Raw genomic sequence first — 23592 nt, forward strand, 5'->3', positions numbered from 1 at the left:
TTGGATATTCGTGAATTTTCAGATAAAATTGCAGAAGCCACCAAAAATATGACTCCTGAGGAGAAGGCTTCTCTGATGAAGATGTTTGAGTCGGTTTCCGAGGAGATCGCAAAAGAGAATACGGGTAAGAAGGCAGAGGAATCTAAGAACCTCACAGACTTTCCGGCAGAGGGTACGGACATCCCGGACGGAATGACGAGAAGACTGAAACTGTTAAAGGAGAACTACTTAAAGCAGAAGCCGTCGATCACGACCTACCGCGCAAGAGCAATCACCAAGATTGCAAAAGAGAATCCGGGAATGCCGAAGATCGAGCTGAGAGGAAAATGCTTCCGCTATTGCTGTGAGACTGCTCCGCTTGTCATTCAGGACAACGAGCTGATCGTCGGCGCACCGTGTGGCGCACCGAGAGCAGGCGCATTCTCCCCGGATATCGCATGGCGCTGGATGGTGGACGAGATCGACACGATTGGCACAAGACCGCAGGATCCGTTCTACATCTCCGAGGAAGACAAGAAGGTTATGCGCGAGGAGCTTTTCCCGTTCTGGCAGGGCAAATCCGTAGATGAGTACTGTGAGGATCAGTACCGCGAGGCTGGCGTTTGGGAGCTGTCCGGTGAGTCCTTCGTATCCGACTGTTCCTACCACGCAATCAACGGTGGTGGAGATTCCAACCCGGGTTACGATGTCATCCTGATGAAGAAGGGCATGATCGACATCCAGAATGAAGCAAAGGAGCATTTGGCACAGCTTCACTACGACAACCCGGAGGACATTGATAAGATCTACTTCTACAAGTCCGTGATCGATACGACTGAGGGCGTTATGATCTATGCGAGAAGAATGTCCGAGTACGCAAAGGAACTGGCCGAGAAGGAGACCGATCCGAAGAGAAAGGCAGAGCTGTACAAGATCTCTGAGGTCAATGCAAAAGTTCCGGCACACAAACCGGAGACCTTCTGGGAGGCAATTCAGGCAGTTTGGACGATCGAGTCCCTGCTCGTTGTCGAGGAGAATCAGACTGGTATGTCAATCGGTCGTGTAGACCAGTACATGTATCCGTTCTACAAGGCAGACATTGAGACCGGCCGTATGAACAACTTCCAGGCATTTGAGCTTGCGGGCTGTATGCTGATCAAGATGTCTGAGATGATGTGGATCACGAGTGAGGGTGGTTCCAAGTTCTTTGCAGGTTATCAGCCGTTCGTCAACATGTGTGTCGGCGGTGTGACAAGATCCGGTCACGATGCAACGAACGATCTGACCTACCTGCTGATGGATGCTGTCCGTCATGTAAAGATTTACCAGCCGTCTCTGGCTTGCCGTATCCACAACAAGTCCCCGCGCCGTTATCTGAAGAAGATCGTTGACGTTGTCCGCGCAGGAATGGGATTCCCGGCATGTCACTTCGATGACACCCACATCAAGATGATGCTTGCAAAGGGTGTTTCGATCGAGGATGCAAGAGATTACTGTCTGATGGGATGTGTAGAGCCTCAGAAGGCAGGTCGTCTGTATCAGTGGACTTCCACCGCTTACACCCAGTGGCCGATCTGTATCGAGCTTGTCTTGAATCACGGTGTTCCGCTGTGGTATGGCAAGCAGGTTTGCCCGGATATGGGAGACTTAAGCCGGTTCAAGACCTACGAGCAGTTTGAAGAGGCTGTCAAGGAAGAGATTAAGTACATCACAAAATGGACCGACGTTGCAACCGTAATCTCCCAGAGAGTACACCGCGATCTCGCTCCGAAACCACTGATGTCCATCATGTACGAGGGATGTATGGAGCACGGAAAGGATGTTTCCGCAGGTGGAGCCATGTACAACTTCGGACCGGGCGTTGTCTGGTCAGGACTTGCAACCTACGCAGACTCAATGGCAGCGATCAAGAAGCTCGTATTTGATGACAAGAAGTACACGCTGGAAGAACTCAATGATGCACTGAAGGCAGACTTTGTCGGCTACGAGCAGGTTCGCACCGACTGCCTGAATGCTCCGAAGTACGGAAATGATGATGATTACGCCGATAACATCGCAGCAGATCTGATCAACTTCACCGAGCATGAGCACAGAAAGTACAAGACTCTGTACTCCGTACTGAGCCATGGTACTTTGTCCATCTCCAACAACACCCCGTTCGGTCAGATGACAGGTGCTTCCGCAAATGGCCGTCACGCCTGGATGCCTCTGTCCGATGGAATCAGCCCGACCCAGGGTGCAGACTTCAAGGGTCCGACCGCGATCATCAAGTCGGTTTCCAAGATGTCGAACGACAACATGAATATCGGTATGGTACATAACTTCAAGATCATGGCTGGTCTTCTGGATACCCCGGAGGGCGAGGAGAGCCTGATCACGCTTTTAAGAACGGCCTGCATGTTCGGAAACGGCGAGATGCAGTTCAACTACCTCGACAACAAGACCCTGATCGAGGCTCAGAAGCACCCGGAGCAGTACCGCGACCTGATCGTCCGCGTAGCAGGATACAGCGCATTCTTCGTAGAGCTGTGTAAGGATGTACAGGATGAGATCATCAGTCGTACGATGCTGACTCATTTCTAAAATTTTCGTAACTATTCAGTACCTTCATAGTTACGAGCAAAAATCCATTCCAGATCGGCTACGCCGATGGGATTTTTGCCTTCTAACCTATGTTTTCTTACGGTCAGCGCAGCAAGTGCGCAGACCTACTGAACAGTTACAAATTTTCATCGAGTGCTCTGTCTGGCGGATGAGAGGAAACCCGATAACCGTTTTTTTCAGATAAGTCGTCAGACAGAGAATGATGAGAAAGAAAAAGGAGAGAAAGCATGGAGAGAAAAGCTCTGATCTTTAATGTACAGAAATATAACATGTACGACGGACCGGGAATCCGGACGATCGTATTCTTCAAGGGATGTCCGCTCCGCTGTAAATGGTGTGCGAACCCGGAAGGTCTGGTGCGAAAGCATCAGGTCATGTTGAAAAAAAACTCCTGCGCAAACTGCGGTGCCTGCGTGGGGGTCTGTCCGCAGAACATTCATGTGATCGATCCGGAGACCGGACTTCATCGGATTCGCCGGGATATTGACTGCATTGGCTGTCGGAAATGTAAGAGTGTCTGTCCGCAGACGGCACTTGAGATCACCGGTGAGACGAAGACGATCTCAGAGCTTCTGAAACTCGTCGAGGAGGATGCGGCATTTTACAGCATGTCGGGAGGAGGTGTGACGCTCAGCGGTGGAGAGTGTACCTCTCAGCCGGAGGCAGCGAGAGATCTTCTGATGGCATGCAAGGGAGAGGGCATCAACACCGCAATCGAGACCTGCGGTCACATCAAGACCGAGAAACTGCTTGAGATTGCACAATATGTTGATCTGTTCCTCTTTGACATCAAGCACATGGATCCGAAGCGTCACAACGAGTTGACCGGAATCGGAAATGAGCAGATTCTGAAAAACTTGAAGGAGCTTTTGAAACGTCGCTACCGCGTGAAGGTGCGAATGCCAATGTTAAAGGGAATCAATGACAGCAAGGAGGAGATCGATCAGGTCATAAAGTTCCTTCTGCCATATCGGGATGATCCAAACTTCGAGGGAGTTGACCTTCTTCCCTATCACAAGATGGGCGTGGGAAAATACAGTCAGCTCGACATTCCCTACCAGATTGAGGACGATCCGAGCCTGAGCCAGGAGGATCTTGACCGGATTGAGGGCTGGATGAAGGAGTACCAGTTTCCTGTGACGGTTGTCAGACACTGAGAGATTGAGATTTTGGGAGGAGAGTCAAGTGGAGAAAACATGGATGCCGACGAGCCGGGTCGTGGAGGAATCCGTTCCCGGCAAGCAGGTTACGATCGCTCATGTGATCGCTTCTCCGGTTCCTGAGATCTATGAATGTCTGGGAATTGAGGGCAGAGGGGCAATCGGAATTCTGACCATCTCTCCTTACGAGACGGCGATGATTGCGGCAGATCTTGCCTCAAAAGCGTCGGATGTGGAAATTGGATTTCTCGACCGTTTTACCGGTTCGGTGGTGATTTCCGGAGATGTCGAGAGTGTGGATGTGGCGCTTCACGCAGTCACGGAGACACTTGAGAGGGTCTTGGGCTTCACCGTTGCCGAGATTACGAGAACATGAGAAAAAAACGAGTTATGATTGTCGGGGCAGGAAGAAGCGGAAAGACAACGCTCGCCTCCTTTCTTGAGGGTGGTGGGGCGATCCGCAGAATCCCCAACATGGTTTACCGCTCTGTGACGCTTGACACTCCGGGACCTTATCTTGAGAGTCCGTGGATGCACCAGCATCTGATTGCATCGGCACAGGATGCCTGCTGTATCGCGATGCTTGCATCTGCGACAGAGAAGAGTTTTACCTATCCCCCGGAATTTGCAAAAGCCTTTCGGGTTCCGATCTTCGGAGTCATCACAAAAGGCGATCTTTCGGAGGCGGACATCGAGATGGCAAGACAGGATCTTATGCAGGCGGGAGTGGTTCCTCCCTACTACGAGATCAACGGGCAGGACCCGGAGAGCATGAGAGCATTAAAAGAAATTTTGTTATCCTATTTATTATAATGATTTATAACGATTCAAACGAATACTGGAAGAAAGGAGGGACAGAAGATGGGACAGTTTTTGATGAGTACCCGTGTATATATGGGAGAATCCTCAATGGAAGAGGTGAAGGGACTCGGCGTTCACAGAGCGTATATCATCTGTGATCCGTTCATGGAAAAATGCGGAAGAGCCGGAGAGCTTGCAAGACTTCTCGCTGAGGCGGGAGCCACAACCGAGATCTTTTCCAAGGTTGTTCCGGACCCGTCGATCGAGGTAGTCACGATGGCGATTCAGGGAATGACGGCGTTAAAGCCGGATGCCGTCCTTGCACTCGGCGGTGGTTCCGCGATCGATACGGCAAAGGCAGCAAGCCATCTGTATGCGTCGATGAATGGCGGAGAGAAGCCGATGCTGATTGCCGTTCCGACAACGAGCGGAACAGGAAGCGAGGTGACCTCCTTCGCGGTGATCTCTGATACGCAGGCGAAAGTAAAATACGCGCTTGTCGATCAGGCACTCGTCCCGGATGTCGCACTGCTTGACCCGAACCTGACGGCATCCGTTCCACCGTCCATCACGGCAGACACGGGAATGGATGTGCTGACACATGGTCTTGAGGCGTACGTCTCCACGAAGGCAGACGATTTCACCGATGCCTGTGCAGAGAAGGCAATCAAACTTGTCTGGGAGTATCTTGAGCGCGCCGTTGCAGACGGATCTGATATGGAAGCGAGAGAGCACATGCACAATGCCTCCTGCCTGGCAGGAATCGCATTCAGCAACGCTTCGCTTGGCGTTTGCCACAGCATGGCACATGCACTTGGAGCCCATTTTCACATTCCGCACGGAAGAGCGAACGCCCTTCTGCTGACTCATGTGATCGGCTACAATGCAGGACTTGAGCTTGTAGAGGACACGGAGACACTTCTTCGCTATGAGAAGATTGCAAACATGCTTGGAATCGGAGGCGGAACACCGAAAGCTGCGGTTTACGGTCTGATTCGTCAGATCAAGAACCTGATGCAGAGAATCCACATTCCGGCATATGTGACCGATCTCAACGTAGACCGCGAGGCATTTGAGAGTGCAATCCCGGAGATGGCAAAGCGTGCGATGGAAGATAACTGTACGGCAACGAATCCGAGAACCCCGGCTTTATCAGAGTTTGAGAACCTTTACAAGAATCTCTGCAAAGGGGGACCTGTATGAGATTTATCACCGAGGAAGATTTGAGAGCGCGTTATAAAAATGAGCACTTTACGTCTTACCGGCTGGAACCCGGAACCCGGTTGACCCCGGGAGCGAGACAGTATTTGAGCGACCTCGGAATCCGGATGCCGGAAGAAGAACAGGGATATAAGAAACGATTTTTTACAAGTTTTACAAGTGAGAAGAAGACCGGGCAGAAAGCGACGGACGAGAAGAAGATGGAGCAGAGTGCTTTGAAAACTCAGGAAAGTGCCGTGGCAGGTGCAGAGACGGGGACATCTGGAACGAGTTTTACAAGTCCCTGTGTGGACGGATCGCAGGAATGGCGGTACGGACTCAAAAGCATGCAGGCAAGATTTCTCGAGACAGGAATCGATCTTCTTGCGATGGATGTGCTGATCGCACAGGAAATCTTCGAGCTTGAGCGGATTCTCTCCGAGATCGGAAGAGACGAAGCGGAAAAAGAAAAAGCAGGAATTGGCTGGGAGGATGAAAAGAAGATCTGCCGGACGTGCAGTGGAATCTCAGCGGAGCGGGCAGGAGAGGCGATGCCGGACTGCTTTGAGGTGACAGGATTTCATGCCCAGTCACCGAGGGGGAGAGAGATTGTCAAACTTCACATTCTGCGCTGTGCGCTGAGGGAGTTTGCGATCCGTCTGCCAGATGAGAAAAAGAGGACAGCCAATCAGGTAATCAACAGGCTGTCACAGATGATATGCCAGACATTTGGAGGAAAAATATGTCAGAAGAATTAGCATTTGCAGAGTGTGACCGTCTGGTGCGGGACTTTGAAAAGGTGGTAAAAAAGCCGATAAAAAAGAAATCTTCTATTTATTATACCGGCGTGGATCTCGGAACAGCCTGTGTGGTACTCGCCGTTCTGGATGAAAACCGCCGTCCTGTGGCGGGTGCTTACCGGTATGCAGATGTGGTGAAGGACGGCATGGTTGTCGACTACATCGGTGCGATCCGCTTAGTGCGCGAGATGAAGGAGGAACTCGAGGAGAAACTCGGAACCGAACTCATCTATGCGGCAGCGGCGATTCCTCCGGGAACTGATGCACTTGATGGAGGAGCAATCAAGAATGTCGTACAGGGAGCGGGATTTGAGATCACAGCCCTGCTCGATGAGCCGACCGCAGCCAACCAGATTCTGAAGATCAAAAATGGCGCTGTCGTCGACATCGGAGGCGGAACAACCGGAATTTCCATCCTCAGGGACGGGAAGGTTGTGAACGTCGACGATGAGGCGACAGGTGGAACGCATTTTTCCCTGGTTCTGGCAGGGGCGTACAAACTTCCTTTTTCAGAGGCGGAGATCTACAAGAGAAATCCGAAAAATCACAAGGAGATTCTTCCGGTCTTAAAGCCGGTCATTGAGAAGGTGGCATCAATCATCAGCCGTCAGGTACAGGGCTATGAGATTCATGGTCTCTACCTCGTCGGCGGAACCTGCTGTCTGTCCGGAATCGAGACGGTGATTGAGAAAAAGACCGGAATCCCGACATACAAGCCGGAGAATCCGATGTTTGTAACCCCGCTTGGAATTGCAATGAGCTGTACCGATCAGGAAATGGAGTGAGAACCGTATGGAGTACCGGATCATCAAATCGCCCGGTCAGGGCACCTTGGAAATTCTCTCGAGGAGAAAGGGAAGCGGAATGGCAAAATCGCTTGAGTGCGTGGATGCCATCGGACTTGTTCAGGGAAGACTGATCGACATGGTCTGTGCGGCGGATGTGGCGGAAAAAGCCGTGGGCGTGACCGTGGAGGATATTCGCGGAAATTGCCCCCAGAGTATGATTATGCTTGCGATCTTTGGAGATACCGCTTCGGTGGAAGCGGCAATCGAGGAGATCCGCAGACGGGAGAAGGAGGGCCGGGAGGAATGGTAACGGCGAGACTGATAGACAACATCTGGGCGACGCGAAAGGCGGAAGCCTTGAACGGATGCAAGCTGATGTTAGCCGAGATGATCGGCGGAACGAGAGCCGGAGAGCGACTTGTCGTCGTCGATATGATCGGTGCCGGAATCGGAGACCGGGTCCTCGTGACAACCGGATCATCCGCGAGACGCATGATGGAGAATGATGAGAGTCCGGTCGATGCGGTGGTAACAGGAATTATCGATGAGGACTGTACCTTTGAAGAATAATTCTTTAGAGAGTGAATCTTTGAAAAATAAATCCTAAAAGGGCAGGGAGATAGATGGAGAGGAGTGAAGTCATGAAGCGTCTGATTTGCGCCGGAGATATTGAGGCTCTGAGCAATGAGGGAAAAAAGGTCTGTGTGGTAGGACCGCAGACGATTGTGACACCGGCAGCACGGGATGCGGCAGATACATTTGGCATTACCTTCTGTGATGAGGAACCGAAGGCAGAGCCGGTAAAGGCAGTTTCATCTGAGAAGGCGCCGGCAGAGATCTGTGGGGCAGATGGAATTACGAGCGATCAGATCTACCAGATGCTGAAAGTTTTGATGGATAAGGGGTTACTTGGAGAGCTGTTAAAGTGCTGTAACAACAAGCTGTATGAGTCCGAGTCCCATGCGAATGGATTGAAAGTCGTTCGCGGAAAGACTGTCAAGATGGATGTATTTGATACCGGAGATCCGAATGCGACCGCTTACTATCAGGAGCTGGTGAGCAAGGAGGAATCTCACATGAGTGCGGGCTTCCTTGTGATCGATCACTCAGAGTTTGCCTGGGAGCTGACGTATGAAGAGATTGACTATGTAATAGAAGGAACTCTGACGGTCACGATTGACGGAAAGAAATATACGGCAAATGCCGGTGATGTTCTCTTTGTTCCGTCCGGATCAAAGGTGGTCTGGGGATCTCCGGACAAGGCGAGAGTCTTCTATTCCACGTACCCGGCAAACTGGGCAGATCTTCTGTAAGGAGGATGTAGCACATGCAGGCACTTGGAATGATTGAGACGAGAGGTCTGGTTCCGGCGATTGAGGCGCTTGATGCGATGCTCAAGAGTGCGGATGTGACTCTTGTGGAAAAGACGATAATCGGAGGCGGTCTCGTGACAATCACGGTGACTGGCGATGTATCGGCGGTTCATTCAGCAGTCGATGCCGGTACGGCATCGGTGGAGCGTTTCGGGGAGGGACATCTGGTGACAAGTCACATCATTGCACGACCGCATGAGGAAGTGACAGGGATGTTCGATCCGAGAGATCCGTCTGATCCTTCCGATGATCAGGAAGAAACCGCAGAAGCAGAAGTCAAATTTGAGGGCTTAGAGAATCTGGGAGAGTTAAAAAACTTGGCGAGCTCGGAAACTTCAGAAAATTTAGAAGGTTCTGAGGAGACAGAAGAGAAAACAGAAGATTTTAAGCCATCAAAGGCAGATGAACCGGGAACGGAGAGTGATTCGGAAGAGAAACCCGCTCCAGAGCGAAAAAATGGGGAGCTGAGCCGGGAGTACTGTGATTGGCTCGTGAAGGAGGAAGGCAAAGGGGCACTTCTCTCGGAGCTTGAAAGGACCCATGTGACAAAACTTCGCAGTCTGGCAAGAAATTACCCGGAGCTTGGAATCGCGGGCAGAGAGATCTCGAGAGCGAACAAGTCAAAGCTGATGGAAGAGCTGAGACAGTGGTATCAGATATAGTGGTATCAGATATAGTGATATCAGATATAGAATCTCTTAACGGGGATTTGTGATAGAAAATGTGAGAGGAAAGGATAAAACAATGGAAAATTTTGATCTGGATTTGCGTTCCGTTCAGGAAGCAAGAAATCTGGCGCGTCAGGGTGCTGAGGCAGCAAAAAAGATGGCATGTATGACAGCAGAGCAGATTGACAAGATTCTGCGCAGTATGATTGAGGCAGCAGAGGAGCACGCTTCCTGTCTGGCTAAGATGGCAGTGGAAGAGACTGGATTTGGAAAGGTTCTCGATAAGACTTACAAGAACCATGCAGCATCCACCCTGCTTTACGAGGATATCCGAGACATGAAGACCGTCGGAATTCTCTCAGAGGATAAGGCGAGAGGAATTCTTGAGGTTGCAGCACCGGCTGGACTGATCATGGGAATCGTTCCGTCCACGAATCCGACTTCCACGGTTATCTATAAGTCGATGATCGCGATCAAGGCAGGAAATGCGATTGTCTTCTCCCCGCATCCGTCTGCTGCAAAATGTACTCTGCGCGCAGCAGAGCTGATGAAGGAGGCTGCTTTGAAGGCAGGCGCTCCGGAGGGCGTGATCGGATGTATCTCCACCCCGACGATGGCAGCAACGAACGAGCTGATGTACTGCAAGGAAGTGGCTCTGATCATCGCAACCGGTGGTCCGGGTATGGTAAAGGCAGCTTACTCCGCAGGAAAGCCGGCAATCGGTGTTGGAGCAGGAAACTCTCCGGCATACATCGAGAGAACGGCTGATGTGAAGTCTGCCGTATCCGCAATCATGGCGAGCAAGACCTTTGATAACGGTACGATCTGTGCTTCCGAGCAGTCGATCATCTGTGAGGAGTGCAACCACGACGAGGTTGTCGCAGAGCTTCAGCGTCAGGGAGCATACTTCATGACCCGTGAGGAGACCGAGAAGGTTTGCCGTCTGCTGTTCAAGAACGGAGGTCATGCAATGAACGCAAAGTTTGTTGGACGTACCCCGCAGGTAATCGCACAGGCGGCAGGGATCAGCGTTCCGGAGACTGCAAAGGTTCTGATCGGTGGACAGGACGGCGTTGGCGACGGTTACCCGCTCTCCTATGAAAAGCTGACAACGGTTCTCGCATTCTACACCGTAAAGGACTGGCAGGAGGCTTGCCATTTGAGCATGGATCTGTTACAGAATGGTATCGGTCACACGATGAGCATTCACACGAAGGATGACGAGATTGTCCGCAAGTTCGCTGTAAAACCGGCATCCAGAATTCTGGTCAACACCGGTGGAAGCATGGGTGGAACCGGAATCAGCACCGGATTGAATGTAGCCTTCACTCTGGGTTGCGGTACCTGTGGCGGAAGCTCTGTTTCCGAGAATGTCAGCCCGTTAAATCTGATCAACATCAAGAAAGTCGCATACGGACTGAAGAACTGCGCAACTCTGATCGAGGATGACCGCACCTTCCATCATCCGGAGGTAACCGGAAACACGGCAACTGCATCGGTATCCTGCTGTGAGACCACATCTGCACCGGCAACCTCATCCTGTGCACATGAGTTCAGCCCGGCAGATATTGTCGCATCCTTTGAGAAGAAGCAGAGCCACTGCGCAGGCAGTTGCGGAGCTTCTGTGGAGCAGACCGTGACCAGCCAGAACCAGTTGGAGCAGGCAAGTGCCGGATTCACAGACGATGCTCATCTGGCAGATCTTGTTCGTCAGCTGATCTCCTCTATGAATAAATAAGGAAATAAGCAAGAAAGAAAAAATACAGGGAGGAAGTCATCCATGGATCAGTGCGAAGCACTTATGAAACTTATTATGGAAGCAGTCAGGAATGGCACAGACGCGAAGACGGCTTCCGAGGAAAAGCCGGAGAGCGGAGCAATCACGGTCGGCGTTTCCAACCGTCATGTCCATCTCTCTGACGGAGATCTCGAGAAGCTCTTCGGCGCAGGATATGAGCTGACAAAGCTCAAGGATCTCTCCCAGCCGGGACAGTTCGCCTGCAAGGAGACGGTGACCGTGTGTGGACCGAAGGGAGCAATCGAGAAAGTCCGGATTCTTGGACCTGTCCGCAAGGCAAGTCAGATAGAGATTCTTGCAGGAGATTGCTTCAAACTTGGAGTTAAGGCTCCGGTGAAGCTCTCCGGCGATCTTGAGGGAACTCCGGGAATCACCCTTGTCGGACCGAAGGGCTCGGTTCAGACGAAAAACGGTGTGATGATCGCACAGCGCCATATTCACATGTTGCCGTCCGACGCAGAGCGTTTCGGTGTGCATGATGGAGAGAGCGTCTGCCTTGAGGTGGACGGAGTGCGCGGAGGTATTCTGAAAAATACGGTGATCCGTGTAACGGATCAGTCCGGACTGGAATGTCATCTGGATATGGAAGAGGCAAATGCAATGGGACTTGGCTCTTCTTCAACCGTCAGAATTGTGCGCTAAAAAATGTTTGTTTTATTACAAATATGAAACAATAAAATTTGAAAGAAAATCAGGAGGAAACAAAGATGAAGTACGATGCACTGGGAATGATCGAGACAAAGGGACTGGTAGGATCTATTGAGGCAGCTGATGCAATGGTAAAGGCAGCAAACGTAACCCTGATCGGCAAAGAGTTTGTCGGTGGTGGTCTGGTAACCGTTATGGTTCGCGGTGATGTAGGAGCAGTAAAGGCAGCAACCGATGCAGGCGCAGCAGCAGCTCAGAGAGTTGGCGAGCTGGTTTCCGTACATGTCATTCCGCGTCCGCACGCAGAGGTAGAGACCATTCTTCCGCATGTAAGCGAGAACTAATCTCTCCAATACAAAGACACTAATACGCGAAAACGTTTCGTTTCTGTGACAAATAAAATCTCATATAAACTAAAAAACAATTCCTTCAACCAATCTATATATTTTTAACTGACGTGATGTCAAACTAATCAAACACTGCTATGTAAAAATTGACTGAAAAGAGACAGGTGCTTCCCCACAAACGAGCATCTGTCTCTTTTTGTTGCTGTTTGCGCAATGCGTGAACAGCAACGAATAAAATGGTACAAGTACAATTCTGACTGAAATTGACACTGGTATTTCTTCTTATAAAATGCTACAATAAAAACGTTGTGCAGAAAAATTGCGCAAAACGATAAGTGCCTGATTGAAATCAGATCATGGGTCGGTTATGAGTTAATCAAGAGTTAATCACGAGGCAAGTCATGAGCGAAATCTTCTTGAACCTTGACTTGACGATCGACTTGATTTTTGGAAAATCAGGATAGATATGGGAAGAGAGGGAAATTTATGAGTCTGGAAAAAGTGTTTCATCTCAAAGAGAATCACACGGATGTAAAGACCGAGGTTCTGGCGGGTGTCACCACGTTCATGACGATGGCGTACATTCTGGCGGTCAATCCGAGCATTCTGAGTGCAGCAGGAATGGACAGCGGAGCGGTGTTCACTGCGACAGCAGTGTCTGCCCTGCTCGGAACTCTCTGTATGGCGCTGATGGCGAACTATCCGTTTGTTCTTGCGCCGGGAATGGGTCTGAATGCCTATTTTGCCTACACAGTTGTTTTGCAGATGGGATACAGCTGGGAGATGGCTCTGACCGCAGTCTTTGCGGAGGGTATTATTTTCATCATTCTGTCTCTGACAAATGTGCGTGAGCGGATTTTCAATGCGATTCCGATGAACCTCAAACATTCGGTATCTGCAGGAATCGGTATCTACATCGCATTTATCGGCATGCAGAATGCAAAGATTGTTGTGGACAGCACGACGCTGGTATCTTTCTATTCGTTTAAGGCATCCGTTCAGAACGGAACGTTCTCGAGCGAGGGAATCACCGTGCTTCTTGCGCTGATCGGCATCCTCATCAGTGCGATTCTTCTGGTTAAGCAGGTAAAGGGAAACATTCTCTGGGGAATTCTGATCACCTGGATTCTCGGAATCATCTGCCAGCTGACCGGAATCTATCAGGTCAATCCGGATGCAGGCGCATACAGTCTTCTGCCGGATTTCTCAAACGGAATTGCGATTCCGAGCATGGCACCGACATTCATGAAGCTCGATTTCAGCAAGGTGTTCTCTCTGGACTTCTTTGCAATCGTGTTCGCATTTCTGTTTGTCGATCTGTTTGATACGCTTGGAACCCTGATCGGAGTGGCATCAAAGGCAGATATGCTTGATAAGGAAGGTCGCCTTCCGAAGATTCGCGGAGCTCTGCTCTCGGATGCACTTGCAACGACCGCAGGTGCAATCTTTGGTACTTCCACGGTAACGACCTTCGTGGAGAGTGCTTCCGGAGTTGCAGAGGGAGGACGCACCGGTCTGACAGCGACTGTCGCAGGAATCCTGTTTGGATTGTCCCTGTTCTTATCTCCGATCTTTCTTGCAATTCCGTCATTTGCGACGGCACCGGCACTGATCGTCGTGGGATTCTTAATGATTTCTTCGATGCTGAAGGTGAACTTTGACGATTACACCGAGGCGATTCCGGCATACATCGGTGTCATTGCAATGCCGTTTATGTACAGCATTTCCGAGGGTATCGCAATGGGAATCATTTCCTATGTTGTGATCAATGTGGTCTGCGGAAAGGCAAAAGAGAAGAAGATCAGTCCACTGCTGTATGTTCTTGCAGTGCTTTTTGTGCTGAAATACATCATGCTGTAAACCAGATAAGATTCTTTTATCAAAAAACTGTTAAAATTAAGTGCGTATGTGTGAAAATACAGAAAAGAATCCCCAAGTTCTAAAAAAATAAGGAATTGATTCTGCGGGATTGACAGAGCGAAAAAGGAAGCATATAATCCGTAACCAAGCAGAGAGGCTGAAGGAAATGAGACCGGCCGCTCTGCTTTTTCTTTTTTACAAAAAGGGAATGAGGAGGAAAAATCTATGTATTCATCTGTTGACGTCATCTGGACCCTGATCGGCGCTGCACTCGTCTTTTTCATGCAGGCAGGGTTCGCACTTTGTGAAGCGGGCATGACCCGTGCAAAGAACACCGGAAACATTATCATGAAGAACCTGATGGACTTCTGTATCGGTACTCCGGCGTATTGGTTTGTAGGATTTGGCATTATGTTTGGCGGTTCCGGCGCACTGATCGGCGGTTTCGATCCGTTCATCCGCGGAACCTATGATTTTGGAACGCTTCCAACTCTCTGTTATGTGATTTTCCAGACAGTCTTCTGTGCAACCGCAGCGACGATTGTTTCCGGCTCGATGGCAGAGCGCACGAACTTCAAGGCATACTGTGTATACAGTGGTTTGATTTCCCTGATCGTCTATCCGATCTCCGGACACTGGATCTGGGGCGGTGGCTGGCTCTCCTCACTCGGTTTCCACGATTTTGCAGGAAGCACAGCGGTACATATGGTCGGAGGTGTCTCAGCATGTATTGGAGCAAGAATCCTTGGACCGAGAATCGGAAAGTATGACAAGAGCGGAAAGGCACATGCAATCCCGGGTCACAACCTGATGGCAGCGGCTCTTGGAGTCTTCATTCTCTGGTTCTGCTGGTTTGGTTTCAACGGTGCAAGTACCGTGGCAATGAGCACGGATGCAGATATGATCTCTGCAAGCCGGATTTTCATGAACACGAACATGTCCGCAGCAGTTGCAACCTGCACCGTTATGATCTTTACCTGGCTTCGCTACAAGAAACCGGATGTCTCGATGTCCTTAAATGGTTCCCTTGCAGGTCTTGTCGCAGTGACCGCAGGTTGTGATATGGTGACAACGACGGGTGCATTCTTCATCGGTCTGATCGCCGGCATCCTTCTTGTTCTCTCTGTTGAGTTCTTTGACAATGTGGCAAAAATTGACGATCCGGTCGGCGCAATCTCCGTTCACGGTGTCTGCGGTGCAACCGGAACGATTCTGACCGGTCTGTTTGCACAGGACGGTGGTGTATTCTACGGCGGTGGTTTTCATTTCTTCGGCGTACAGGTTCTCGGAGTTGTATCCGTTATGCTTTGGGTAATCGTGATGATGACGATCATCTTCAAGGTGATTGACAAGTTCATCGGTCTTCGTGTTCCGTCTGAGGTCGAGATCGAAGGTCTTGACTACCATGAGCATGGTCTTGTCAGTGCCTATGCAGGATTCAACCTGTCTGAGGTTTCCACCGGTATGGAAGTCAATGAGAATACCGATCTCGGCGAGTCTGATTACGAGAAGGCAAGCGAGAAGCAGAAGGCAGTTTCCGTTCCGGTGACGACGACGAGATCAGCAGGTGGAGCAGGAACTGGAATGTACAAGGTTTCAATCATCGCAAAATATGCGAAATATGAGGCACTGAAGAGTGCCCTCAATGAGCTCGGTGTAACCGGAATGACCGTGACACAGGTTATGGGATGTGGAATCCAGAAAGGTATCGGCGAGCGTTACCGTGGTGTTGAGATGGATGTGACGGTTCTGCCGAAGATGAAGGTTGAGGTTATTGTCGGAAGCATCCCGGTTGAGAAAGTCATTGAGACTGCAAAGAAGGTGCTCTACACCGGTCATATCGGAGACGGAAAGATCTTTGTCTATGAGGTTATGAAGGTTGTCAAAGTCCGTACCGGCGAGGAGGATTTCCAGGCACTCAACGATGTCGAGTAAAAATGAAAAAACTGCGAGAGTCGACTTGAAATAAAGTACAGTTGCTCTCTTTTTGATTCCGATGTATAATAAGGACTATGTGATGTGATTGATAAAAACATAAGAAGTAGTTTTTGATACCATATCACAAAAAAGATCATTCCCCGGGGTTCCGGTCAGGCTTACATATCTGACTGGAATCCCGGGTATACTGATTTCAGGTGATAATTGGAAAGAGAGGGCGATTTCATGTATTATTCGAGTGGAAACTATGAGGCGTTTGCCCGTCCGGTGAAGCCGGAGGGAGTGGATAGAAAGTCGGCATATCTGATCGGATCAGGACTGGCAAGTCTGGCAAGTGCCTGCTTTCTTGTCAGAGACGGACAGATGAAGGGCGAGAGAATTCACATTTTAGAGAAAGATCCGGTCGCAGGTGGCGCGTGTGACGGTTTGCTGTTTGAGGATCTCGGCTATGTGATGCGAGGCGGACGCGAGATGGACAATCACTTTGAATGTATGTGGGATCTGTTCCGCTCGATTCCGTCGATTGAGACCGAGGGAGTCAGCGTGCTTGACGAGTACTACTGGTTAAATAAACGCGATCCAAACTACTCGCTGATGCGTGCGACCGAGAAGAGAGGGCAGGACGCTCACACGGATGGAAAATTTGGTCTGTCCGATAAGGGCGCAAGAGAGATTTTGAAACTGTTCTTCACGCCGGATGAAGACCTTTATAATAAGAAGATAACGGATTTCTTTGACGATGAGGTGTTAAATTCCAATTTCTGGCTTTACTGGAGAACGATGTTTGCATTTGAGAATTGGCACAGTGCACTCGAAATGAAACTCTACCTGCGCCGATATGTGCACCACATCGGAGGACTGCCGGATTTCACTGCCCTGCGTTTCACGCGCTACAACCAGTATGAGTCGATGATTCTTCCGATGATTGAGTACTTGAAGAAATTCAACGTGCAGTTTCATTTCAACACGAAGGTGACCGATGTCCGCTTTGACATCAAGGATGGCAGAAAGCAGGCAAGGTCGATCACGGTTCTCGCGGATGGTGGAAAGAAGGAGATTGCGCTGAGTGCAGATGATCTGCTGTTTATCACCGATGGTGGCTGTGTCGAGAACTCGACACTCGGAAGCCAGAACCGTCCGGCAGAGTGGAAACCGGAACTCAAAGAGGGCAGTGGATGGGATATGTGGCGCAAGATTGCGTCCCAGGATCCGTCGTTCGGAAGACCGGACAAATTCTGCCACGATCCGGAGAAGACGAACTGGATGAGTGCAACGGTGACGACACTCGATGATAAGATTCCGCCGTATGTCCAGAAGATCTGCAAGCGCGATCCGTTTTCTGGAAATGTCGTGACTGGAGGAATTGTGACGGTCAAGGATTCCAACTGGCTTTTGAGCTGGACATTCAACCGTCAGCCACAGTTTCGGACTCAGCCGGAGGGACAGCTCGTCGGCTGGATCTACGGTCTGTTTACCGACAAGCCGGGCAACTTTGTCAAGAAGACGATGCGCGAGTGCACGGGTAAAGAGATCTGCATGGAGTGGCTTTACCACCTCGGTGTGCCGGAGACTCAGATCGAGGAACTCGCAGAGCACAGCGCAAACACGATCCCTTGCATGATGCCGTATATCACCGCCTTCTTTATGCCGCGCGAGAAGGGCGACCGCCCGCAGGTTGTGCCGGAGGGCAGTGTGAACTTCGCGTTTATCGGGCAGTTTGCCGAGACTGAGCGCGACACGATCTTCACGACCGAGTATTCAATCCGCACCGGAATGGAGGCGGTCTACACGCTCCTGAATGTCGACCGCGGAGTTCCGGAGGTCTGGGGCAGTGTCTTCGATCTGCGCTGTCTGCTGAATGCGACGACAAAATTGCGCGACGGCAAGAAGATCACCGACATGAATATGAATTTCATTGAAAAGATTGCACTGAAAGAGATGCTTAAGCGTCTCGACAAGACGGAGATCGGAAACCTGCTTAGAGAGTACGGCGTAATCTAATATAACTCAGAGTGGATGTCCCCCCCCTCTGAGTTATACGCTCCGCGTGGATGCGCAGTAATTCCGATGGGAAGATGTCAGCAAAGCTGACCAGAATTACGCGCCAAGTCTCCGCGAGCGTCGACTTGAACAATATATAATAGGACTTTTCGGGAGCTTTTATTTAAAATGAAAGGCTTTCGCTCAGAGATTTCTTTGCGCGCTCCTCACAGAAGCGCATGAAGGTGTCGAGTGCCCGGGAAGTCCTGTTTTTGTGGCAGGCAAAGCCGATTGTTCGCTTGTGGATCGGGGTATCGAGCTTGAGCTGGACGAGCCGTCCATTCTCCAAATCTTCCTGTACAAATTCTTTGATCACACTTCCGATTCCGAGACCGATTCGTGTGAACTCGATCAGAAGATCCATCGTTGTCACTTCGAGCAGGTTGTTTGCCGTGATGTGGTTGAGACTCATGTAGTCGTCAATGTAATGGCGGGTGATGTTGTTCTTGTCGAGAAGCATGATGTTGCCGACCTGAAAGACATCGGCATCCGCACCCTCGCGCAGACGCAGGTTCTCAAGGTATGTCGGAGAGGCGGCAAAGATGTCCTCGATGTCCATGACCGGCAGAACGTGGAGGTTTTTCTGGTGACGCTGGGGCTCTGCGATCAGACCGACATCGATCTGCTGTTGTTCGAGCATCGAGAGCGTGTGCGTTGTGGACTGGCTCTCGATCGTGATCTTGATGTGTGGGTAGCGTGCAATGAAATCCTTTAAATAGGAAACCATGATGAACCGGCAGAGCGTGTTGCTGACGCCGATGCGAATGTGTCCCATATTGAATTCCTTGATGCGCTTGAGCTCAAGTTCCCCGGCGGAGAGCTGTTCAAATGCGGCTTTCGTGTGTGCAAACAGAAGCGCACCCTCCTCCGTCAGCTGAACCCCGCGAGAGCCTCGCGTGAACAGCGTTGTCCCGAGAGAATCCTCGAGCTTGCTGATCGATTTGCTGATCGCAGGCTGGCTGATGTAGAGTTCCTTTGCGGCGCGCGAGATATTGCCCGCCGATGCAACTGCGTAAAAAATTCGATACTGAGATAAATTTTGATCCATGTAAATCTTTTAATCCTCTTCTAATATTTATAAATTTCCAAGTTTCATGATAGAATGAAACGATAATCATTTTATAACTGGCTGTTATGATAAATATGAGTATTATCTATTGTTATTATAGCAGTGAAAATGATATAATACAAACGATTATTGAGAAAAAAGATTGTGTCCGCAAAACGAGCCGGTATCATAGGACAGCGAGTTAGTCTTACTATGACAGTAAGTCGGTATGATTGAACTGGCAATCGGGCGCGGAGTACAGAGAAGACTTCAACAAAAAGGGTTAAAACGTTGAAGCACAAGGAGGAAGAGACAATGTCTGTGGGAAAAATTTTCAAATTTCACAACGACCTGGATACGGATCAGATTATCGCATCGCAGTATCTGTTACTGCCAAATATTGAGGAGATGAAGGTACATACGTTTGAATCCCTTGATCCGGATTTTCCGAAGAAGGCAAAACCGGGAGACTATGTAGTCGGAGGAGAGAACTTTGGCTGTGGTTCCTCGAGAGAGCAGGCACCGAGCGTTTTAAAGGCACTTGGAATTCAGGCAGTTGTGGCGAAATCTTTTGCACGGATTTTCTACCGGAATGCAATCAACATCGGACTTCCGGTTATCGTCTGCAAGGATCTTCCAGACGCTGTACAGACCGGGGATGAGATGGAGCTGTCCCTGACAGACGGAGTTGCAGTGGCAAACGGAGTGACTTATTCCTGCACGAAACTGCCGGAATACATGCAGAATATTTTGAGTCAGGGCGGATTGATTGCGTCTCTGAACAAGGAGGACTAAGATCATGGGAATGACAATCGCAGAAAAGATTATTGCTCTGGCAGCGGGTGTGCCGGAGGTAAAGGCAGGAGATATTCACACGGTCAATCTGGATCGCATGATGAGCAACGATGGAACGACCCATCTGACCGTCGATATGTATCACAATAAGTTAAAACATCCTCACATTGCAGATCCGAAGAAGATGGTCTTCATTGTCGATCACAATGTTCCGTCCGACAGCCCGAAGACCGCTGCATCCCAGAAGAAGATGCGCGACTTTGCGAGAGAGCACAACATTGATTTCTGGGAGGGAAAGGGTGTCTGCCATCAGATTATGATGGAGAATTATGTGCGTCCGGGCGAGCTGATCTTTGGCGCAGACAGTCATACCTGCACCTACGGTGCACTCGGTGCATTCGGTACCGGTGTCGGCTGTACCGACCTGCTCTATGGAATGGTAACCGGTACTTCCTGGGTACTTGTTCCGGAGACCGTAAAGTTTAATCTCGTCGGAAAACTGCCGGAGGGCGTTTACCCGAGAGATTTGATGCTGACGATCATCGGTGAGATCGGCGCAAACGGCGTGAATTACCAGGTGATGGAGTTTACCGGAGAGGGCACAAAGACGCTGAGTGTCAACGACCGTATGGTTCTGTGCAACCTCGCAGTTGAGGCAGGCGCAAAGACCGCGATCTTCCAGGCAGATGAGATTGCGTTAGAGTATTTGAGAGAGAGAGGCAGAGAGCCGAAGGCAGTCTTTGAGAGCGATCCGGATGCTGTCTATGCGAGAGAGTATACGTTTGATCTGTCGAAGATTCAGCCGGTTGCAGCACGCCCGGACTTTGTCGATGATGTCGTTCCGGCAAAGGAAGTCTGCGGAGTCCGCATCGATGAGGCCTTCCTTGGCTCCTGCAACAACGGACGTATCGACGATCTGCGCGTCGGCGCAAAGATCCTGAAAGGTCACAAGGTTTCCGATCATGTGAGATTCCTCGTTGTTCCGGCAAGCCAGGAAGTTTATCTTCAGGCGATGAAGGAAGGTCTGATCGAGATCTTCATGGAGAGCGGTGCAATCGTGATGAACCCGAACTGCAGTGTCTGCTGGGGAAGCTGTCAGGGTGTCATTGGAGAAAATGAGGTGCTGATCAGCACGGGTACGAGAAACTTCAAGGGTCGTGCAGGTCACCCAAGCTCCAAGGTTTACCTGGGATCTTCTGCAACCGTTACCGCTTCCGCAATCAAGGGTGAGATCTGCACCGCAGATCAGCTCTAAATGATTTATCAGGAGAGAAGAGAGAGGACAATAGAGAATATGGAACAGTTTACAGGTCGCGTCTGGGTTCTCGGAGATGACATCGATACGGATATCATCATCCCGACCGAGTATCTGGCATTAAAGACGATTGAAGATATGAAACAGTATGGATTTTCCCCACTGCGCCCGGAGCTTGCAGGTCAGATTCAGCCGGGAGACATCATTGTCGCAGGAAAGAACTTCGGTTGCGGTTCTTCGAGAGAGCAGGCACCGGAGGTTGTGAAGGCACTCGGAATTCGCTGCGTGATTGCGAAATCTTTCGCACGAATCTTTTTCCGCAACTCGATCAACAATGGTCTGCTTTTGATTGAACAGCCGGATCTTCACGACCATGTGAAGGAAGGCGACACGATCACCGTGACCGTCAATCAGGACGTTGACCACAATGGAGAGAAGTACCCGATCGCATCCCTGCCGGACAATCTGGTGGAGATTCTGAATGCGGGCGGTCTCGTCAAGGCAATGCAGAAGAGAAACGGTATTCACAAATAGGCACTTTTGGAACCGAGAGTGCCGTAAGATAACGTGAAACGGACTTTAAGATTGGGGAGAAAAAAAGATGGGACAGACAATTATTGAGAAGATCATCGCCCACAACATCGGCAGAGAGAGCGTAAAGCCGGGCGAGATCGTGACGGTCAATGTCGATCGTGTCATGCTCGACGACATCATGATGCCGTTTATCGTAAATAAATTTAACGAGATGGGATTTAAAAAAGTCTGGGACCCGGACAAGGTTGTGATGATCTACGATCACCTCGTTCCGGCAAGCCAGCAGGACGATGTGCGCCATTACAAAGTCGGCGATGCATTCGCAGAGAAGTATGGCATGAAGCATGTTCATCGCAGTGACGGTATCTGTCATCAGCTGATGACGGAAGCCGGATATGTAAAGCCGGGTGACGTTGTGTTCGGAACGGACAGCCACACGACGACTTACGGCTGTGTCGGCGCATTCTCAACCGGAATCGGATATACCGAGATGGCAGGTATTCTCGGAACCGGTACGCTCTGGGTCAAAGTCCCGGAGACGATCCGCGTGGAGATCAATGGAACCCTGCCGGAGAACGTGATGTCGAAGGATGTGATCCTTCGGATTATCGGAGACCTCGGCGCAGACGGTGCAACCTACCGTGCGCTTGAGTTTTCAGGTTCTGCGATCGAGAACATGACGGTTGCAAGCCGAATGACGATGGCAAATATGGCGATCGAGGCAGGTGCAAAGTGTGCAACCTTTACCCCGGATGAGAAGACCGCAGAGTACTGTGAGATCGAGTTAAATGATTTCCAGAAGAATTTAAAGGGTGACGCAGATGCCGTTTACTTAAAGACATTGAAGTATCAGGCAGAGGATTTCGTTCCGGTTATGGCATGCCCGTCTCAGGTCGATAAGATCCGCAATGTCACCGAGGTTGAGGGCACGGTGATCGATCAGGTCTTCCTCGGTTCCTGTACGAATGGTCGTCTCGAGGATCTTCGCTCCGCAGCTGAGGTGCTTGACGGAAAGAAAGTTGCTCCGTTTGTGAAGATGATCGTGACTCCGGCAAGCCGGAAAGTCTATGAGGAGGCACTGAGAGAGGGTATCCTTGAGAAACTGATCGAGGCAGGTGCGATTGTCACTCATCCGGGATGCGGTCTGTGCTGTGGACGTACCGGTGGTATCTTAAGCGACGGAGAGCGCGTGGTTGCAACGAACAACCGCAACTTCCTCGGAAGAATGGGAACCTCAAAGGTAGAGATCTACCTCGCTTCCCCGAAGACGGCGGCAGCCTGTGCAATCGCAGGAAAGATTGTAAATCCGTAAGCGGAATGACAGCAAAACGGAAAATGGCTTAAAGGATTTGATTTGGTTATGAAAGAAAAGAAAGACAAAAATAAGAAGGCAGAAAAGGTTGAGAAGACGAATGTGATGCGTCTTCTCGACTCCGCGGGAATTTCCTACGGTGTGAAATCCTACGAGGTCGATGAGAATGATCTGTCTGGCATTCATGTCGCTGATCAGCTTGGTCAGGATGTGGAGACTGTGTTTAAGACGCTTGTGCTCAAGGGGGAGAAGACGGGATACCTCGTCTGCTGTATCCCGGTCGCAGAGGAGTTGGATTTAAAGAAGGTCGCAAAAGTTGCAAAGGACAAGAAGGTGGAGATGATCCATGTGAAGGATCTGCTTCCGCTGACCGGTTATATCCGCGGGGGCTGTTCTCCGGTTGGAATGAAGAAAAAGTTCCCCACTTATATAGAAGAAACAGCTCAGCTTTTTGATGAGATTGCGGTCAGTGCCGGTCAGAGAGGCTTGCAGGTTCTCGTAAATCCGGAGGAGCTGCGCGCCTACACCGAGGCAGAATTTGTCAGTCTGGTGCAGGATTGATGAGAATTAATGAAAGTTTGAATCACAGATAGTTTACATAAAAAAGAGTCGAGGAATTTCGACTCTTTTTTTCTATCGTTATA

General features: G+C 50.3%; 23 protein-coding genes. 22 read left to right on the forward strand and 1 reads right to left on the reverse strand.

Annotation, left to right across the window (positions count from 1 at the left end; translation table 11 throughout):
- The 17 genes from cutC to AC4EVX_RS06845 all read left to right on the forward strand — a co-directional run bounded on the left by cutC (position 1) and on the right by AC4EVX_RS06845 (position 17965).
- Complete coding sequence (gene cutC / locus AC4EVX_RS06765) at positions 1-2562, forward strand: choline trimethylamine-lyase (protein WP_490159844.1); 2562 nt, start codon at positions 1-3, stop codon at positions 2560-2562.
- A gap of 248 nt (positions 2563-2810) precedes the next feature.
- Complete coding sequence (cutD, locus tag AC4EVX_RS06770) at positions 2811-3740, forward strand: choline TMA-lyase-activating enzyme (protein ID WP_490159845.1); 930 nt, start codon at positions 2811-2813, stop codon at positions 3738-3740.
- 43 nt (positions 3741-3783) lie between these two features.
- Positions 3784-4119 (forward strand): BMC domain-containing protein, encoded by a 336-nt coding sequence (locus AC4EVX_RS06775; RefSeq protein ID WP_177977594.1) that lies wholly within the window; start codon positions 3784-3786, stop codon positions 4117-4119.
- Complete coding sequence (locus AC4EVX_RS06780) at positions 4116-4556, forward strand: EutP/PduV family microcompartment system protein (protein ID WP_177977586.1); 441 nt, start codon at positions 4116-4118, stop codon at positions 4554-4556. Before AC4EVX_RS06775 ends, AC4EVX_RS06780 begins: the two co-directional genes overlap by 4 nt.
- 48 nt (positions 4557-4604) lie before the next feature.
- Positions 4605-5747 (forward strand): iron-containing alcohol dehydrogenase, encoded by a 1143-nt coding sequence (locus AC4EVX_RS06785; RefSeq protein WP_177977587.1) that lies wholly within the window; start codon positions 4605-4607, stop codon positions 5745-5747.
- Positions 5744-6502: a hypothetical protein gene (locus AC4EVX_RS06790; RefSeq protein WP_177977588.1), complete on the forward strand. Its 759-nt coding sequence runs from the start codon at positions 5744-5746 to the stop codon at positions 6500-6502. The genes AC4EVX_RS06785 and AC4EVX_RS06790 overlap by 4 nt, the downstream gene beginning before the upstream one ends.
- A complete protein-coding gene (gene eutJ, locus AC4EVX_RS06795) occupies positions 6487-7329 on the forward strand; it encodes an ethanolamine utilization protein EutJ (RefSeq protein WP_490159846.1) in 843 nt (280 codons plus the stop codon). The genes AC4EVX_RS06790 and eutJ overlap by 16 nt, the downstream gene beginning before the upstream one ends.
- A 7-nt stretch (positions 7330-7336) precedes the next feature.
- Positions 7337-7642 (forward strand): BMC domain-containing protein, encoded by a 306-nt coding sequence (locus tag AC4EVX_RS06800; protein ID WP_308451319.1) that lies wholly within the window; start codon positions 7337-7339, stop codon positions 7640-7642.
- Complete coding sequence (locus AC4EVX_RS06805) at positions 7636-7902, forward strand: EutN/CcmL family microcompartment protein (protein ID WP_308451318.1); 267 nt, start codon at positions 7636-7638, stop codon at positions 7900-7902. Before AC4EVX_RS06800 ends, AC4EVX_RS06805 begins: the two co-directional genes overlap by 7 nt.
- Before the next feature lie 71 nt (positions 7903-7973).
- The gene (locus AC4EVX_RS06810) at positions 7974-8645 is read left to right on the forward strand and encodes a cupin domain-containing protein (RefSeq protein WP_490159847.1); all 672 of its coding nucleotides are present in this window, start codon (positions 7974-7976) and stop codon (positions 8643-8645) included.
- A 14-nt stretch (positions 8646-8659) separates the two neighbouring features.
- Positions 8660-9367 carry a BMC domain-containing protein gene (locus AC4EVX_RS06815; protein ID WP_490159848.1) on the forward strand — a complete coding sequence of 236 codons (708 nt, stop codon included), beginning with the start codon at positions 8660-8662 and terminating at the stop codon, positions 9365-9367.
- Positions 9368-9449: 82 nt separating this feature from the next.
- Positions 9450-11111: an acetaldehyde dehydrogenase (acetylating) gene (locus AC4EVX_RS06820; RefSeq protein ID WP_490159849.1), complete on the forward strand. Its 1662-nt coding sequence runs from the start codon at positions 9450-9452 to the stop codon at positions 11109-11111.
- Between the two features lie 42 nt (positions 11112-11153).
- Positions 11154-11813, forward strand: a complete 660-nt coding sequence (locus AC4EVX_RS06825) for a phosphate propanoyltransferase (protein WP_490159850.1) — start codon at positions 11154-11156, stop codon at positions 11811-11813.
- A 65-nt stretch (positions 11814-11878) separates the two neighbouring features.
- The gene (eutM, locus tag AC4EVX_RS06830; RefSeq protein ID WP_027640772.1) at positions 11879-12163 is read left to right on the forward strand and encodes an ethanolamine utilization microcompartment protein EutM; all 285 of its coding nucleotides are present in this window, start codon (positions 11879-11881) and stop codon (positions 12161-12163) included.
- Positions 12164-12652: 489 nt separating this feature from the next.
- Positions 12653-14026 (forward strand): NCS2 family permease, encoded by a 1374-nt coding sequence (locus tag AC4EVX_RS06835; RefSeq protein ID WP_177977563.1) that lies wholly within the window; start codon positions 12653-12655, stop codon positions 14024-14026.
- A 225-nt stretch (positions 14027-14251) separates the two neighbouring features.
- Positions 14252-15961, forward strand: a complete 1710-nt coding sequence (locus AC4EVX_RS06840) for an ammonium transporter (RefSeq protein ID WP_490159851.1) — start codon at positions 14252-14254, stop codon at positions 15959-15961.
- A gap of 228 nt (positions 15962-16189) precedes the next feature.
- Positions 16190-17965 carry an oleate hydratase gene (locus AC4EVX_RS06845; RefSeq protein ID WP_177978733.1) on the forward strand — a complete coding sequence of 592 codons (1776 nt, stop codon included), beginning with the start codon at positions 16190-16192 and terminating at the stop codon, positions 17963-17965.
- Positions 17966-18128: 163 nt separating this feature from the next.
- Here AC4EVX_RS06845 and AC4EVX_RS06850 read toward each other — a convergent pair whose 3' ends face one another.
- The gene (locus AC4EVX_RS06850; RefSeq protein WP_177978735.1) at positions 18129-19052 is read right to left on the reverse strand and encodes a LysR family transcriptional regulator; all 924 of its coding nucleotides are present in this window, start codon (positions 19050-19052) and stop codon (positions 18129-18131) included.
- 315 nt (positions 19053-19367) lie between these two features.
- Between AC4EVX_RS06850 and AC4EVX_RS06855 the strand changes: the two genes are divergently transcribed.
- From AC4EVX_RS06855 to ybaK, 5 genes are all read left to right on the forward strand, one after another.
- Positions 19368-19847 (forward strand): LeuD/DmdB family oxidoreductase small subunit, encoded by a 480-nt coding sequence (locus AC4EVX_RS06855; protein WP_177978737.1) that lies wholly within the window; start codon positions 19368-19370, stop codon positions 19845-19847.
- Positions 19848-19851: 4 nt separating this feature from the next.
- Positions 19852-21102, forward strand: a complete 1251-nt coding sequence (locus tag AC4EVX_RS06860) for a 3-isopropylmalate dehydratase large subunit (protein ID WP_177978739.1) — start codon at positions 19852-19854, stop codon at positions 21100-21102.
- Between the two features lie 39 nt (positions 21103-21141).
- A complete protein-coding gene (locus AC4EVX_RS06865) occupies positions 21142-21636 on the forward strand; it encodes a LeuD/DmdB family oxidoreductase small subunit (RefSeq protein ID WP_177978741.1) in 495 nt (164 codons plus the stop codon).
- A gap of 67 nt (positions 21637-21703) precedes the next feature.
- Positions 21704-22948: a 3-isopropylmalate dehydratase large subunit gene (locus tag AC4EVX_RS06870; RefSeq protein ID WP_177978743.1), complete on the forward strand. Its 1245-nt coding sequence runs from the start codon at positions 21704-21706 to the stop codon at positions 22946-22948.
- A 48-nt stretch (positions 22949-22996) separates the two neighbouring features.
- Positions 22997-23509 (forward strand): Cys-tRNA(Pro) deacylase, encoded by a 513-nt coding sequence (gene ybaK, locus AC4EVX_RS06875; RefSeq protein WP_490159852.1) that lies wholly within the window; start codon positions 22997-22999, stop codon positions 23507-23509.
- The last annotated feature ends 83 nt before the right edge of the window (positions 23510-23592 follow it).

The sequence above is a fragment of the Brotaphodocola sp. genome, from assembly GCF_983179755.1.

Excerpts from the sequence above, each read along its gene's own strand:
- cutD (WP_490159845.1), top strand. The coding sequence starts at position 2,811 with ATGGAGAGAAAAGCTCTGATCTTTAATGTACAGAAATATAACATGTAC.
- AC4EVX_RS06775 (WP_177977594.1), top strand. The coding sequence starts at position 3,784 with ATGCCGACGAGCCGGGTCGTGGAGGAATCCGTTCCCGGCAAGCAGGTT.
- AC4EVX_RS06780 (WP_177977586.1), top strand. The coding sequence starts at position 4,116 with ATGAGAAAAAAACGAGTTATGATTGTCGGGGCAGGAAGAAGCGGAAAG.
- AC4EVX_RS06785 (WP_177977587.1), top strand. The coding sequence starts at position 4,605 with ATGGGACAGTTTTTGATGAGTACCCGTGTATATATGGGAGAATCCTCA.
- AC4EVX_RS06790 (WP_177977588.1), top strand. The coding sequence starts at position 5,744 with ATGAGATTTATCACCGAGGAAGATTTGAGAGCGCGTTATAAAAATGAG.
- eutJ (WP_490159846.1), top strand. The coding sequence starts at position 6,487 with ATGTCAGAAGAATTAGCATTTGCAGAGTGTGACCGTCTGGTGCGGGAC.
- AC4EVX_RS06800 (WP_308451319.1), top strand. The coding sequence starts at position 7,337 with ATGGAGTACCGGATCATCAAATCGCCCGGTCAGGGCACCTTGGAAATT.
- AC4EVX_RS06805 (WP_308451318.1), top strand. The coding sequence starts at position 7,636 with ATGGTAACGGCGAGACTGATAGACAACATCTGGGCGACGCGAAAGGCG.
- AC4EVX_RS06810 (WP_490159847.1), top strand. The coding sequence starts at position 7,974 with ATGAAGCGTCTGATTTGCGCCGGAGATATTGAGGCTCTGAGCAATGAG.
- AC4EVX_RS06815 (WP_490159848.1), top strand. The coding sequence starts at position 8,660 with ATGCAGGCACTTGGAATGATTGAGACGAGAGGTCTGGTTCCGGCGATT.
- AC4EVX_RS06820 (WP_490159849.1), top strand. The coding sequence starts at position 9,450 with ATGGAAAATTTTGATCTGGATTTGCGTTCCGTTCAGGAAGCAAGAAAT.
- AC4EVX_RS06825 (WP_490159850.1), top strand. The coding sequence starts at position 11,154 with ATGGATCAGTGCGAAGCACTTATGAAACTTATTATGGAAGCAGTCAGG.
- eutM (WP_027640772.1), top strand. The coding sequence starts at position 11,879 with ATGAAGTACGATGCACTGGGAATGATCGAGACAAAGGGACTGGTAGGA.
- AC4EVX_RS06835 (WP_177977563.1), top strand. The coding sequence starts at position 12,653 with ATGAGTCTGGAAAAAGTGTTTCATCTCAAAGAGAATCACACGGATGTA.
- AC4EVX_RS06840 (WP_490159851.1), top strand. The coding sequence starts at position 14,252 with ATGTATTCATCTGTTGACGTCATCTGGACCCTGATCGGCGCTGCACTC.
- AC4EVX_RS06845 (WP_177978733.1), top strand. The coding sequence starts at position 16,190 with ATGTATTATTCGAGTGGAAACTATGAGGCGTTTGCCCGTCCGGTGAAG.
- AC4EVX_RS06850 (WP_177978735.1), bottom strand. The coding sequence starts at position 19,052 with ATGGATCAAAATTTATCTCAGTATCGAATTTTTTACGCAGTTGCATCG.
- AC4EVX_RS06855 (WP_177978737.1), top strand. The coding sequence starts at position 19,368 with ATGTCTGTGGGAAAAATTTTCAAATTTCACAACGACCTGGATACGGAT.
- AC4EVX_RS06860 (WP_177978739.1), top strand. The coding sequence starts at position 19,852 with ATGGGAATGACAATCGCAGAAAAGATTATTGCTCTGGCAGCGGGTGTG.
- AC4EVX_RS06865 (WP_177978741.1), top strand. The coding sequence starts at position 21,142 with ATGGAACAGTTTACAGGTCGCGTCTGGGTTCTCGGAGATGACATCGAT.
- AC4EVX_RS06870 (WP_177978743.1), top strand. The coding sequence starts at position 21,704 with ATGGGACAGACAATTATTGAGAAGATCATCGCCCACAACATCGGCAGA.
- ybaK (WP_490159852.1), top strand. The coding sequence starts at position 22,997 with ATGAAAGAAAAGAAAGACAAAAATAAGAAGGCAGAAAAGGTTGAGAAG.